At 47.0% G+C, this 15,455-nt stretch carries 8 protein-coding genes and 1 pseudogene; 1 reads left to right on the forward strand and 8 read right to left on the reverse strand.

Going from position 1 to position 15,455, the window contains the following annotated elements:
* On the forward strand, nucleotides 1-2,310 hold a 2,310-nt coding region (locus V2I46_13285; protein ID MEE4178473.1), incomplete at its 5' end, for a TonB-dependent receptor.
* A 506-nt stretch (nucleotides 2,311-2,816) separates the two neighbouring features.
* On the opposite strand, the gene V2I46_13290 is transcribed toward V2I46_13285, so the two are convergent.
* From V2I46_13290 to V2I46_13325, 8 genes and pseudogenes are all read right to left on the reverse strand, one after another.
* Nucleotides 2,817-5,780: a GH92 family glycosyl hydrolase gene (locus tag V2I46_13290; GenBank protein MEE4178474.1), complete on the reverse strand. Its 2,964-nt coding sequence runs from the start codon at nucleotides 5,778-5,780 to the stop codon at nucleotides 2,817-2,819.
* Nucleotides 5,777-6,817, reverse strand: a complete 1,041-nt coding sequence (locus V2I46_13295) for a LacI family DNA-binding transcriptional regulator (protein ID MEE4178475.1) — start codon at nucleotides 6,815-6,817, stop codon at nucleotides 5,777-5,779. Before V2I46_13295 ends, V2I46_13290 begins: the two co-directional genes overlap by 4 nt.
* A gap of 184 nt (nucleotides 6,818-7,001) precedes the next feature.
* Nucleotides 7,002-8,651 (reverse strand): sialidase family protein, encoded by a 1,650-nt coding sequence (locus V2I46_13300; protein MEE4178476.1) that lies wholly within the window; start codon nucleotides 8,649-8,651, stop codon nucleotides 7,002-7,004.
* Between the two features lie 81 nt (nucleotides 8,652-8,732).
* Nucleotides 8,733-10,076 (reverse strand): anaerobic sulfatase-maturation protein, encoded by a 1,344-nt coding sequence (locus V2I46_13305; protein ID MEE4178477.1) that lies wholly within the window; start codon nucleotides 10,074-10,076, stop codon nucleotides 8,733-8,735.
* Between the two features lie 72 nt (nucleotides 10,077-10,148).
* Nucleotides 10,149-11,585, reverse strand: coding sequence for a sulfatase (locus tag V2I46_13310; protein MEE4178478.1), 1,437 nt, complete (start codon nucleotides 11,583-11,585; stop codon nucleotides 10,149-10,151).
* An 11-nt stretch (nucleotides 11,586-11,596) separates the two neighbouring features.
* Nucleotides 11,597-13,129 carry a sulfatase-like hydrolase/transferase gene (locus V2I46_13315; protein ID MEE4178479.1) on the reverse strand — a complete coding sequence of 511 codons (1,533 nt, stop codon included), beginning with the start codon at nucleotides 13,127-13,129 and terminating at the stop codon, nucleotides 11,597-11,599.
* 30 nt (nucleotides 13,130-13,159) lie between these two features.
* A complete protein-coding gene (locus tag V2I46_13320; GenBank protein ID MEE4178480.1) occupies nucleotides 13,160-13,807 on the reverse strand; it encodes an FN3 associated domain-containing protein in 648 nt (215 codons plus the stop codon).
* 102 nt (nucleotides 13,808-13,909) lie between these two features.
* Nucleotides 13,910-15,427 (reverse strand): annotated as a pseudogene (locus V2I46_13325) (sulfatase).
* Nucleotides 15,428-15,455 lie beyond the last annotated feature (28 nt).

The raw sequence follows: 15,455 nt of genomic DNA on the forward strand, positions 1-15,455 counted from the left end.
AATGATCGTCAACCCCTGCCATTTGTTACGGTACAGATCATCCAGCTGCCCGACAGCAATTTCGTGACCGGTACAGTTACCACCGAACAGGGCCATTTCAGTATTGGTAAGTTGGGTGGTGGAGACTACCTGCTTAAAACTTCTTTTGTAGGATATGAGGAGCAATATACCCCCTTTCATATTGGCCGCCTGAGTTCTTTTCTTGACCTTGGTAATATTCTGATGGCAGAAAGTTCCCTCTCAATCGAGGGGGTCACGGTTTCAGGCATTCGTGAGGAGGTGATTTCATCCATGGATCGCAAGGTTTATTCCATTGAAGATAACTTAAGCCAGGCAGGCGGCTCCGCCCTCCAGGCCATGCAGAACCTTCCGGGAGTCACCATTGACCGTGACGGGAAGGTTTCCCTCAGGGGAAGTGACCAGGTGACCGTTTTCATCGACGGCAAGCAGACCGCCATTACGGGGATGGGCAGTCAATCAGGACTGGAAAACATACCGGCTTCAGCCATTGCAGGCATCGAGATCATCAATAACCCTTCGGCCCGATACGATGCAAGTGGCATGGCTGGCATCATCAATATCATCTTCCGCAAGGAACAGCAACAGGGCTGGAATGGCAGGGCTGGCCTTACCCTTGGCCTTGGAAATTTGGGCAGCAAAAAAGATAACCTGCCCGGCATCAGGGATCAGTACCTCCTTACCCCCAAAGTCAACCCTTCACTCTCAGCCAATTACCGGAAGGATGCCTTTAACTTTTTTGTGCATGGCGATCTGCTGTATCATAAAACGATGATGAAAAGCGAGTTTTTCCTCCGTGAATATGATGACAGCAATCCTGTCAGCCAGCAATGGCTTGAAAACCGGACCCAGCCCATATACAACCTGCGCGGGGGACTGGACTATTCCATCAATGAAAGAAACACCCTTACTTTTTCAGCCTTATTTAATTACAGGGAATATACTGACCTGGGCGACCTCCCCTATTTAAACGCCAATACCAACGAGCAAGTGCGCCTGTGGGAGTATTACGAGAACGAGGTCAACCAAACCCTCTTTGCAACCATCACTCACGCGCATCGCTTCATCCAGCCTGGTCACAGCCTGACCTCCTCGCTGAATTATTCCTTCCGCAGGAAAGATGAGGTGTTTTATTTCGACAATTTTGAAAACGGAATCATGGGGACTGACACCACAGCCCTGATCGCCGATGAGAACATCCTTGACCTGACCGTGGACTATGTCAGGCCACTACGTGCCGGAAGGATTGAGATTGGTACCAAACAAATGGCCCGCATATTTCCCAATGATATTGTATTCACCCCCGGCATCAACTCCATTCTCGATCCCGGCCTTGCTGGCACTGCCGAATACCGTGAGTATATGTCGGCAGCCTACACCAATTACGTTTATGAATTAAAGGCTTTAGAACTGGAAGCCGGACTGAGGGCTGAATACGCCAGGATCGATTACCTGGTGGATGAGAGCCACAGTGTTTATGAAAGCAATGGATTCGATTATTTCGGGTTTTTTCCAAACGTTAGGGCTTCCTGGCTTCTCAACGATAGAAACCGCCTGACAGCCTTTTACAACCGCAGGGTAGACCGTCCATCGGAAAGCATGCTCAGGGTGTTCCCCACTTATGCTGACCCGGAGATATTAAACCTCGGGAATCCGACCCTGGTGCCCCAGTTCACCCAATCCTTTGAACTGGGTTACCGAAATTCCTATGATAAAGGAACTTTTTACCTGGCAGGCTATCACCGCATTTCACGAAACATCCTGACAAAGATCATCACCGAGGTTCCGGAGAGCAACAGGCTGGCCTCGGTGAACCAGAACGCAGGCAAGGGTTACAATACAGGTGTGGAATGGGTATGGACCCAACAGCTTTTAAGGACTGTGAAACTTAGCACGAATGCCAATGTTTACCTGAACCGCATGGCGGCTTTTGAAATCATCAATGCCTACCCCTCAAACATCAGCTTTTCGCGCGAGGAACAATCGGCCTATGCGGGCAACCTCAAACTGATCTTCGATGTAAAACTGCCCCGGAGTTTTAACCTGCAGATTACCGGCACTTACCTGTCACCCGACATCCTTCCCCAGGGAAAAATCCTGGCCAGGTATTCGGTCGACGGGGGCCTGAAGAAGGAAGTACTCAACGGCCGTGGCGAGCTTTTCCTGAATGCCTCCGACATTTTCAACACCCTGGTGGTGAAATACGAACTCGAAGGCAATGGCTTTGATATTACGTCGCAGGATTATTATGAAACCCAGGTGGTTCGCATTGGCTATCAGCACCGTTTCTGATCTTCTGCAAATCCCATCCCGGCAACGGATGTTTTGTTAAATCCATCCAAAACCCTTTTCTTCCCGGACTTCAGGTAATGAAATTCTTTTGCCCTTAAGGATAAAACCGCTGCACAAGATACCCCTGCACCTTAAGATCAATAAGCCTTCAAGGGGCCTGATCAAACCTGGTCTTAGCCTGGTTCAGGATCATATCCAACACGTAGGTAAAACGAATTTTAAACGTAGTTGAAACGTAGTTTAAACGTACACGCACGTCTGAACTACGTCTGAACTACGTGTTAACTACGTCTGAACTACGTCTAAACTCTGACCCAAACAAGACATGGAAAGGTTTTGAGACCAGAAAAGCTGTTCAATGGTTTTTCCTTTATCAATAGGGATAAAAAAACAGTGAGGCATCCTATTGGATCCCTCACTGAAATTTGAATAAAAAGTGAATTTCCCTTTTAAAAACCTGGATTAGTCCAGCCCAGGTCACTTCAATGGGCCATACTATTAAAAAATCATTCTACGATAATTTCATCCACGAAAATGTAAGCATTGCCGCCAGCACCCAGGTGCCATTGGGGAATGGTGCCGAAGTTGGTAGCCTTCACCTTCACATAGCGGGCTTCAGTATTGACCCTGGCCCCAAAATCCTTCACCACGTAGCTGTAATCGTCGATGGGGACGGTGTTCTGAACAAAGGCCACCCTGACGAAGTCTTCCCCATCATCGCTGACATAAAAACTGACATCCACGGGCATCCAGATCCATGAGCGGATTTCCTGGACAAAGCCGGCAGCCACATAATTTACAGGCTGCACCTTACCCAGGTCGACAATGGCTTCGAAGTCGGTGCCGGTATAGCCCTGCCATCCGCCGAGCCGCCAGTTCTCAGCACCCCTGAGTCCGTCGATCAGGGCTTCTTCCCCACCCGCGTGGTAATTCGGAGCCCATTCCGTAAGGATATCCACGGAGCGTTCAATATTCAGCTTCACGAAGGAGGCCTTTACAGGAAAGCTATAGCCCATGCCTTCCTGGAAAGTAACAGCCTTAACGGTAACGGTGGTATCGAGGGTCATGGGGCCTTCGTATTTATTTGATTCACGGGTGGGTGTGGTTCCATCGAGGGTGTAATAGATATCCAGCCCGGGCTGAATTGCGGCCATTTCTATTTGGGCAGATTCCCTGATGCGTGCGCCTTCTGAGATGATGACAGGCACGGGCACGATAAGCTCATCCTGGATATGGGTGACCGGAACAAATTCATCCTGGCCTCCCCATTCCTTGTTGGGTTTGCTGCCCATTTCAAAATGCAAATGCCCACCCTTCATGATGGCATCATGAGAAAGATAGGAATACGGATGGTCCTGACCATTGAGGCTGGCCGACTGGATATAGAAATTCTTGTCAGAGACCTTGTTGGCGGTAATTTTAAAAACATTTCCGTTTTCGAGGGTAATTTCCATTTCCTCAAACCAGGGGGTGCCAATGATATATTCGGGCAAACCGGGGGTCACGGGATAAAATCCCATGGCGCTCATAATCAGCCAGGCTGACATCTGCCCGCAATCCTCATTGCCGCTCAGTCCATCGGGCAGGTTTGAATACTGGTTGTCCATTATTTCCCGGACCCTTTGCTGGGTCTTCCAGGGCTGGTTTACAAAGTTATAGAGATAAGCCATATGGTGGCTGGGTTCGTTGCCGTGGGCATACTGGCCAATGAGTCCGCTAATGTCCTTTTGGTCACGGCCTGAAATCGGCGCGCTGGTAGTAAACAACTCATCCATTTTCGAAGCCAGGTTTTCCTTGCCCCCGTGCAGGGTATAAAAGCCGGTAATATCCTGGGGAACGTAAAAGCTATATTGCCAGGAGTTAGCCTCGGTGAAGTGCCAGTCAACGGTGGTGGGATCGAAGGGCGTGAGCCAGTTGCCATTCAGCTTGGGGCGCATAAAACCGGTGGAGGGGTCGAAAATATTCTTGTAAAACTGGGCCCTGCGGATAAAATCCCGGTAGAGGTCGTCCCTGCCCATCTCTTTTGCCATCTGGGCAATGGTCCAGTCATCGTAGGCATACTCGAGGGTTTTGGAAATGGATTCGTGTTCCTTGTCGCCAGGGATATAACCGTATTCACGGTAGGCGGCCAAACCCAAATGATCCTGTATGGCGCTGTGGACCATGGCTTCCAGGGCTTTTTCCTGATCAAAGCCGCGGAGGCCTTTCATATAGGCATCCACAATCACGGGCACGCTGTGATAGCCGATCATCGTTCCGGTCTCATTGGCGGCCAGCTCCCAAACCGGTAGCATCCCCCCTTTTTCGTACATATCGAGCATGACCTTCACAAAGTCAATGCTTCGTGTGGGCTCGAGGATGGTCATCAGGGGGTGCCAAGTACGGTAGGTATCCCACAAGGAAAATACGGTATAGTTTGTAAAATCTTCAGCAGTGTGGGTGTTCTTGTCCATTCCCCTGTAGCGGCGATCAACATCCATAAAGGTGTTGGGCTGGAGGTAAGCGTGATACATGGCGGTATAGAACACTTCCTTTTGTTCGGGGGTTCCACCCTTTACCCTGACCTTACCCAATTCGCTGTTCCAGGCCTCAAAGGCTTGCTGGCGGATCTCATCAAAATTCCATCCGGGTATTTCAGCCTTCAGGTTTTTATAAGCTCCTTCGTGATCCACCGCAGAGATGGCGACCTTCACTTCGACCGGTGCATCATCGGCAGTATCAAATCCCACAAAGGCCTTTACATTCAAGCCTTGCGCAAACAGCAGATCAGGCTGAAGTTCATCGTCGACTGCAATGCCTTTCCGCACAATGGGCCTGGAGAATTCCATATGGAAAAACCAGATCATGTCGTTGGCCCAGTTTGTTGAGCGTCGCATCCCGCGAATCTCGGTATCGCTTACAAACTCAATCCATGAATCGGTCACCCGGTCACGGTGCTGCAGATCGATGATCAGATTGGCTTCAGCGCCTTCCGGGAAGGTGTAGCGGTGATATCCCACCCGGGTGGTGGCTGTCATTTCGGCCTGTACCCCAGGTTTGTCGAGAAACACGCTGTAATAGCCTGCTTCGGCCTTTTCGTTTTCTTTTTTGAAGGGAGACAGGTAATCGTCGTTGATGAATTTAGGTTCACCCACAATGGGCATCAGCAGGATGTCGCCATAATCGCCAACGCCGGTTCCATTGAGGGCCGTATGGGTAAACCCATAAATCACAGAATCGGAATAATGATACCCGGATGCGCCGTCCCAGCTGCCCAGTCGGGTGTCAGGGCTGAGGTGTACCATCCCGAAAGGAAGCGTGGCACCCGGGAAAGTATGCCCGTGAGCATCGGTCCCGATAAATGGATTCACATAGGCTGCAGGCTCCTTCAGTTCCTCCTTTTCCTGGCAGGAGGACAGGACCATGACAAAAGCAATCAGTGCAAGAACAGGAATGCGCCTGATCAGGTGGTGTTTGCTGAAAAACTTCATAAAGATTTGGGTTTTAAGGATGATTCGCGAATAATGATATCAACGGGTAGTTTCACTGTTTTCTCGGCTTCCGTAATATGGTTTCCTTCAATCTGCCTCATCAGCAAGTCAAAGGCCACTTCACTGATCCTTTCAATGGGCTGGGCAATGACTGAGATGGAAGGACGGGTAAAGCTAAAGAAACTGACGTCGTCAAAGCCAATGATTGACACCTGCCGGGGAATGTCAATGGACAAATTCCTGAGGTTTTGCATGCAGGCAGCTGTCAGGTTGTTGTTGAGGGAAAAAATGGCCTCGGGCATGTTCCCATCCTGGTATAAATGCAAAAGTTTTTCCTTAATGGTTTTATCCATTTCCCCGAAAGGGGTGCGTATGATCAAGTCCTCCGGGACCTGAACTCCTTCCTCAGCCAGGGCCGACTGGAACCCCTTAATGCGATCGTTGATGGTGGAGATATGGTCTGGCGTAATGGCTACAATGGCAATCCTTTTAATACCCTGGTGAAGCAGATGCCTTGCTGCCATGCGGGCGCCCCCAAAGTTATCCACGGAAACGTTGGGCGACAGCATGTTTTTGAAGGTTCTGTCAATCATTACGTGGGGAAAGCCTGCATCCGCAAGTTTATCAAAGAACTCAGGACTATCCTGTGAGGTGGAGATGATCAGCCCATCCAGTTTACGGTCACGCAGTTGCCTGATCTGTTCCTTTTCCTTGGTCACATTTTCATCCGTGCTGCAAATAACTACAGTATAACCATGGCCCCAGGCCAGGTCTTCGATGCTTCGTGCAATGCGGGCATAACACCTGTTGGAAATGTCGGAGACAATCACCCCGATGGTGTTGGTTTTCCCGGTACGGAATCCGCGAGCCAGGACGTCGGGCTTGTAATTGAGTTCCCTGATCTTTTCTTTAACCTTTTTCTGGGTCTCCAGGCTGATGCCATGCTGATCGGCCTTGTCATTCAGTACCAATGACACCAGGGTCTTGGAAACCCCCAGGCTTTTCGCAATGTCATCAATGGTAATTTTCCTTGGCATAATGGATGAATTAATGCAAAATTAAAAACTAAAACGATTTAGCCAGATAGATTTTGTAAATTTTTCTAAAGATGGCGAATTTCGCTGATAAGAACGCGGTAAAATGTTCCATCTCCTGAAAAAGAAAAAGCAGGCGAAGGAACAACACTAAACCCGAAACCTAAATATGGCTGCCTGGTGGCCTCTAATTATCCTGACAAAGCTCTTTTACCGGTATTTTCTGAAAATACAACTCCTTAACGCCCTCATAAACAATACCAATGGTGCGATCATCCACCATTGTCATACAGGAATAACCGTTACCATAGGCTTCATTAAGCAAGATTTGTTTGGATTCAGGCCAGGTATTTCCGCCATCTAAGCTTGCCTTGATGGTCATGTTAATTCTTTGTTCCTTGCTGTCGGGGTTAGAGAAGAACAACACCTGCTTCATTTCATTCTCCACCTTCATATTATGCGCAATAAGGCTGGCCATGCAATTGGGTTCAGGTAAAGCCGAGTTGGAGGATGGGTGTGTTATCCAGGTTTTGCCAAAGTCATTTGTTATTGAAACAGCGCGGCCATTATTTCTTTCTTTTTCAAATTTATTTTTGTCATCGCGCATATTCAGCATCAGGCTGCCATCGGGCAGTTGTACCACCTGGGCTTCAGTGGTGTTTGGTTTTGCCCCTGTTCCAATCTGCCAGGTCTGTCCGTTATCTTTGCTGAAAACAATAGTCGAGTGACTGGTATACTGTCCCCCATCCAGAGCCTGCACTCCAATATCTTCCTTAAACTGTCCAGGAAATACCAGTGTCCCATCTTCAAGGGTAATTCCCCTCCCGGGACCTGCAAAAAGGAGCTGCCATTCAGGGTCTTTGATTTGCTGGGTAATGTTAATGGGCCCTGACCAAGAGAGGCCGTCATCCGTGCTTTTCACAAGGATAAATTGTCCAGTCTCCTCAGGAGCCATTCCCGGACTAGAAACCCACCAGTTCATGTCATCTGGGGACCCTCCACTCATCCACATGGCAGCAACCCAGATGGTATGTGTCGTATGATCGTAGAGCACACTTGGATCGCCTATTCCATTCAATCTTTGTGGTCTTCCACCCCATTCTCCCATATCCATGATGACCTTCATGGGCTCCCAGGTCTGCCCTCCGTCCGTGCTGCGGCTCATACCTACGTCAATGTCCTCCTGCAGGTCCTTGCTGTTGTTGTAGCGGTTGTCATAAACCGAAATGAGTGTTCCTTTGGCAGTGGTTATCAATCCTGGAATTCGATATGTATCGCAATTATCCTGTCCCGCAGCGCGCAATACTAAAGCTGGCCTGAACCTGAATTTTTCAGTTTGGGGCAAGGCCAGCAGATATTTCTGGCCAAATATTAGCTGCACTTCTGCAAGCGAAAAACTTTCTTCAAGATTGACATTTTCCTTCAATGAAATATCTAAACTCAGGTCATAGTCTCCTGGATTCAAGGGCAAATCACAACCCAGCTCAATGGAATTACCTTCCCCAGTAAAAGGAGCCAAAAACTCCAAACGGATGGTGTCGCCCGAGACTGCTTTTCCCTTCTCCTCGATGTTTAAAACCATTCCTTCGATCATTTTGGGTTTGCCTTCTTTGCCAAATACCAGCCTTATATTAGTCAGTTCGGGCAAAAGAACAGAATCAGCGATTTCAAGGCCAACTGAAATTATTCCCTGATTTTCCTTTTCAATGAAAAGGGGCGTTTCCCTGATAATTACGTTACCGGTAACACCAGTTGGCACTTCCATTTTCCTTTGGCAGCCAAATAAGCCCATCGTGAAGACAGCAATCAGTAAAAAAAACAATTTCCCAGCGTTCATTCTTCTAAATATTTCTATTGATTCAACATTCATATCATTCATCATAAAAACGGCTTGTTTCTAAAAAATACTTTTTGAGATTTAAAGAAAGTTAAAGAGAAACCCATCAGGATGGCAATGCTTCATTTTCTTTCCGCTACCGCAAGGGCAAGGTTCATTGCGACCAGGTTTCCTTTTGGGGGCCAATTGCATTTGATCCTTTTTTCTTGCCCATTCCATAACATTTGCCGGAGGCCTTTTTGCTTTCAATTCCTTCACCATAAAATCCATGTATGGTTTGGTGTGGCTGAAGAAGCTATAATAATCCCTGCACAGATAACTCAATCCTTTCTCCCCGGAAGGGGTTTTAATAAATCGATGCTTAGGGCAATCTCCATGGCAAGCAAATTTAAAACTGCATTGCTTGCAGTAATTGGTCAAAGAGGCTTTCTTGGCCAACCCAAATAAGGTTTGTGCCGTTGAACCCATCATTTGTTCCAGCGGTTGTTCACGAATATTACCCAAGAAGTGATCTTTATATACAAAATGGTCACACGAATATACATCCCCGTTGTGCTCCATCACAGCAGCATTTCCGCATTTTTCCGAAAAAACGCACAATCCAGGCATTGTTCCGTACCAATTGGCAAGCGTTACGTCAAAAAGCTGAACAAAATAACGCCCCACATCATTGCGCACCCATTCATCAAAAATGGTTGTAATAAATTTCCCAAACTGTCCTTGTTTGACGGACCACTCCGTCACACGGGCTTCTTCAGGGAATTCGTGGTGTATAAGTTTCTGCTGGAATATGCTTTCATCCGTTGCCTCCCGCTCAACAATAGGGATAAACTGCATAAAAGTGCTTCCAATTCCCTTCAGAAAATGATAGACTTCCATCGGATATTCTGCATTATACCTGTTAACAACGCTGAGGGTATTAAATTCAACCTTGTGCTTTTTCAGGAGATTTATCCCCTCCATTACTTTTCTCCAGGTTGGATGGTCCTGCTTGTCCCTGCGATATTGATCATGCAGTTGTTCAGGTCCGTCAATCGACACCCCTACAAGAAAATTATTTTCACTTAGAAACACACAAAATTCGTCAGTTAATAGTGTTCCGTTGGTTTGCAGGGAGTTTTCGATCTGTTTGTTCCCAGCGTATTTTTGTTGAATTGCTAATGCCTTCCGGAAATATTCTATTCCAAGCAAAGTTGGTTCACCTCCTTGCCAGACAAAACTTACCACAGGCACCTTATGTGCCCCAATATATTGTTTGATAAAGATCTCAAGCAAATCTTCCTCCAACCTGAAATGAGGTTTCCCCTTATAAAAATTCTTTTTTTCAAGGTAATAACAATAGGTGCAGTCGAGGTTACACAGGGGCCCAACAGGCTTGAGCATCAAATGAAAGGCATCGGGCGGGACCGGGAACTGGAAATCCATAGAGATTTGAAAAATAAATTCCAAGAAAGAGAATAATTCAAGGCAACCTTGTCAAAAGTACTGATTTTGACATTACCAGTAAACAGGGTTGTGTTCAACCCTGCCTGGCTCGCGGCGGTTTTGTCCCGGCACGTTTTTCAGATCATCTCCAAGATCCAGACGAGCCTTTTCAGCAATTCTTTCCAATTCTTCAGCTATTTCCGGGTATTTGGCAAGCACATCATAGGCTTCCGCGGGATCTCTTCGCAAATCGTACAGCGCTTTTGGAAACAAAAAATTCTCGTTTGCACTTCCTGGTATGCCGTCATCACCTGGCAAAAAGCCTTTATATGTGCGACCGGGATGTTCAAAAACCAGCTTCCAGCTTCCGCTTCTCACAGCTTGAAGGCTGTTTTGCCGGTAATAGTAAAGGAATTCTTTCCGGGGATTTGCTTCAAAGTCACCTTTAAGCAAAGGCAATAAACTAACACCATCAATTTTTTTCCTTGGAAGATCTGCTCCGGTTATCTCTGCAATCGTAGGCAAAACATCAATACCTGCGGCAAGACGGTTACAAACCTTCCCTGGCTCTATTGTGCCCGGCCACCAAAAAATTGCAGGTACACGCTGGCCACCTTCAAATGTAGTGCCTTTCCCTTCCCTTAAGCCGCCTGAACTACCTGAATGATTGCCGTAATTAAGCCAGGGACCATTGTCAGATGTAATTATTACCAGGGTATTCTTTTCAAGTTTAAGGTCTTTTAGTGTTTGAAGAATGCTACCAACACTCCAGTCAAGTTCCATCATCACATCGCCGTAAAGGCCCTGTTCAGATTTGCCTTCAAAATCTTCGGATACGAAAAGCGGCACGTGTGGCATGGGATGTGCCAGATAAACGAAAAACGGCTTTTTACGTTGGCGTTTAATGAAATCAATGGCCCGCAGGGTGAAATCGCGAGTGAAATCAGCCTGATTCGGATTGGTTTCAATCACACTGTCGCCTTCAAAAAGTGGTAAAGGCGGATAGTAATTTGGGGTGCCGGGATGGAAAGGCCACATATCATTTGAATAAGGAATGCCATAGAACTCATCGAAACCATGATTTAGCGGCAGAAAATCCTTATGATGACCAAGGTGCCATTTACCATATACCGCTGTGGCATAATCCTTTTGCTTTAACATTGAAGCGATGGTCATTTCTTCAGGATTCAGCCCTGTGAGTGACGTATGGTCAAAAGCCCAGGCAATACCAAGCCTGTTTGGATAGCAGCCTGTAAGAAGGCCAGCCCGGGAAGCGCTGCAAACTGCCTGTGGCGAATAAAAATGAGTGAAGGAAAGGCCCTCATTGGCCATTTGATCAAGATGCGGAGTGGTAAAACCCAAGGCACCTGTCCGACCCATGTCACCATAGCCCATGTCATCAAGATAAACCAGGATTATATTAGGGCAAATTTGTTCTTGCTTTTCACCTGGCTGTGAGCAGGAAGCAAGACCTGTCAACAAGGCTGAACCAACAATCACATTTCTCATGACTTTTTCTTTTATTTGGTATTATAATTAATAACTGCCTGCAGCTCTTTTTTGATTTCAAAAAGGATTTCAGGTTTCTGCCCTGCCAAGTTAATAGTCTCCCGCCGGTCTTGAAAAATATTAAACAGCTGATCTCCCGGCTCAAATCCGGTTTCAATTTCCATTGCCCAAGGAACAAAACGGGTTTCCGGCCCCGGGGCAATGTATTTGTATCCATCCTCCCTCACATATGCCAAAACACCCATAATTGCCTGCAATACAAGGCCCTGACTTCCAGAATCATTTAATCCTATCAGGGTTTCCCAATGATTTTGACTATCCATGGCGGCTTTGTGGTCATAATCCTGGCCTAAAAAAGCAGCGAAAGAAGCAAGAAAGTCCAGATGGCTGAACAGCGCCTCTGAGATCTTTCCCGCTTCGATAAATCCCGGCCATTGCACTATCAGGGGAACCCGGCTACCGGCTTCCAACACGCTGTATTTTCCACCCCTGAAAGGGCCGAATGGATTATGATAGCCAAGTTTATCGGCAGCAAAATCAGCATAACCATCATCAAGCACAGGACCGTTGTCGGAAGTGAAGATAATAATTGTTTTTTCGAGTAACCTGCGTTTTTGAAGCGCTTCAACAATTGCCCCAACCGTCCAATCGAGCTGCACCATCATTTCACCTCGTGGTCCGTAGGATGTTATACCCTGAAAACGCTCATGGACGATGCGTGGCACATGAATATCAACAGGGGCAAAATACATAAAAAACGGTTTTCCATTTTGCCTGTCAATAAAATTTACCGCCTTATCCACCAGCATATCAGCAATGTCTTCATCACGCCAAAGGGCCGACTCCCCTCCTTTCATAAATCCGATGCGGCTGATACCATTGGTTATGGTTTGATCATGGCCATAGGTATACATCATTTTTAGCAATTCCGGATGATCGTATCCCGTAGGTCTGTCGCCCACCTTTTCTTTAAAGTCAACTTGAATAGGATCATCGGAATCAAGATTAACAACCCTGTTGTTTTCCACATATACTGTTGGAACCCTGTCATTGGTCGCAGGAATCAGCCAGGCGTAGTCAAAGCCCACTTCCAGCGGGCCTGGAGAAAGGATTCCATTCCAGTCGGTTACATTATCATTTCCAAAACCCAAATGCCATTTCCCAATCACAGATGTGGCGTAGCCAGCCCTTTTCATTACGGATGGCCAGGTTTCCTTTCCAGACTGTATCAAGGCAGGAAGGTCGGCATTGGCCACATTTCGGCCGGGTGACCGCCAGGCATATTCGCCTGTCAACATCGAAAATCTTGAAGGGGTACTCGTGGCTGCGGGGGAATAAGCGTTGGTAAACATAAGCCCATTCCGGGCAAGGCGGTCAATGTTCGGCGTGGGTATCCTGCCCTCGTAAACACCTATATCACCATACCCAACGTCATCACTATAAATAATAATTACATTCGGCAGGCGCCCTTCTTTTTCATGCGCCCCTTTGCATGCCGGTAAAATGTTAGCAGCGAGAAGCGAATAAATTACTGTTCTTTTCATTAGTAGAAAATAAAAAATCCGGTTAATCTTCTATTTCACAATAATCTCATCGACAAACAACCAGGCAGGCTGGCCTTCTCCTGGGTGCCCCGATGGGCAGGCCCCGAAATTGCGGGCTGTTATCCTTAAAAAGCGAGCCTCCAGGTTCTCAAATTGCATAAAAAAATCGACGGCCTGAGGCAGGTCATTAACAACCGGGGGGCTGGTTTTGCCTGCTTCAATATAGGTTTTCCCATCCAACGAAATTTCCAGCTTTACCCATTGTGGAGCAAAAACCCAATCAACATGGCGTTGCAAGGTTCCAAGGGTAAGGCTGTTGATTGCTTGAACCTCTTCCAAATCAATAGTGGCCACCACATCCTCGCCCTGAAAGCCATGCCAGTTTGGCCTGAGCATAATTGAGCCCCGCAGGCCATCGGTCAGAATATTTGGTGCGTTGGCCATAAACCTTGGATTAGGTTGATGTTTATACATTACATCACGTCCACTGGCCTTGTGAAAATGGAACTCTTGTTCAGCAGGAATACCCATCAGATGACCATCCCTGAAGGCCCGGGCTTTCAAAGTCAAAGATTGATTAATTTCAACCGGCCCTGAATATTTCAGGGAATTCATATCAGGTTCGGTCCCATCGGTAGTATAAACGATTCCACCCCCTTCAAGATCAGTATTAAGCACTACCAGTAAGCGACCACCGAGAGATTGCGGGACAAACAAAACCCTGAAATATCCCTGCCCATCCAAAATATTCAAGGCCAGATTATCCTCATTCTCGATAATTAATTCACGTAGGCGGGATTTCAAGCCATCAATAATACCCTTATACTCAGAATCTGAGTATAGGTTTTCAATTTCAAGCGAGTCTTTCTCAAGATCAAAAAACTCCCACTCATCAATATCATAATAGAAGCGAATGAGTTTATAACGGCCATCAAAAATACCGAAATGCCTTTTCACGGAATGTTCACCGGGGTATTCATAATAATGATAATACACGGCATCCCGCCAATTGTCGGACATATCACCTTGCACCAGAGGCACCAACGAGCGGCCCTGCATATCCAGTGGCACTTCCAGCCCGGCCACTTCCAGGAAGGTGGGGCCATGGTCAATATTCTGAACTAGTTCAGTAACTTTTCCTTTTTTTTTAAAGCCTTTCGGCAGACGCATAAGCAGTGGGGTACGGAAAGACTCCTCATACATAAAGCGCTTGTCGTACCAACCATGCTCACCCATGTAAAATCCCTGATCAGAAGTATATACCACGAGGGTATTCTCTAGCAGGCCCTTTTCTTCCAGGTAGTTGAGCAAACGCCCCACATTCTCATCGAGCGATCGCACACAGGCCAAATAGTCACGCATATAGCGCTGGTATTTCCATTCACTCAACTCGTTACCATTCAAATTAGCTGCTTTGAATTCTTCAATAATTGGCATATAGTGGTTATCCCAACGCTGGCGCTGTCCATGTGTCATTCTGCCATATTCCCCATCGCGATACCATTGGCCGAGGCGGGTTTGAATTTCCTGCTCCGGATCAGCCATTTTCAGGTCATAGACAAGATCCATATCACCGGAATGAATGCTCATTCGTTGCTGCGCTGCTGCTCCACGCCCCTGGTAATCATCATAGAAAGTAGGCGGAAGCGGATAGGTCATTTCTTTAAACTCATCTAAGTGCGTGGTATCGGGCATCCATTCACGGTGCATAGCCTTGTGATTAATCATTAACATGAAAGGCTTTTGGTGATCCCATTGCTCCTCAAGCCATTCGATGCTGAATTGGGTTATCAAGTTGGTCACATAGCCTTCGTGCCTTACCCCCTGCCCCATTTCTATAAAATCGGGGTTGTAATAATGCCCTTGTCCGGGCAGGATGTTCCAGTAGTCAAAACCTGTGGGATCGCTTTGCAAGTGCCACTTGCCTATCAGGGCAGTTTGATATCCGCCTTGCTGCAATAATTTCGGGAAGGTTTCCTGGCTCCCATCGAAAATATCCTCGTTGGTAAGCTGACCATTGGCATGGCTGTGCTTGCCCGTGAGCAGCGTAGCACGGCTTGGAGCGCTAATAGAATTTGAAACAAAGCTGTTGGTGAAAATTACACCTTCACTGGCAATACGGTCAAGGTTTGGTGTTTCAATGAATCGATTATCGTAAGCGCTCAGTGTCTGAAACGAATGATCATCAGTAAGGATAAACAAGATGTTGGGTCTTCCAGTTTCCGGGGTTTTAAACATCTGACAACCCGATACCGAAAGCAAAGCCAGACCTGTAACCGTAAGAGCTGAATTCTTCATACTAAAGGTTTTTCAGTTTTTCTGCCAA

Source organism: Bacteroides sp. (genome assembly GCA_036351255.1).
Classification (GTDB): Bacteria; Bacteroidota; Bacteroidia; order Bacteroidales; family UBA7960; genus UBA7960.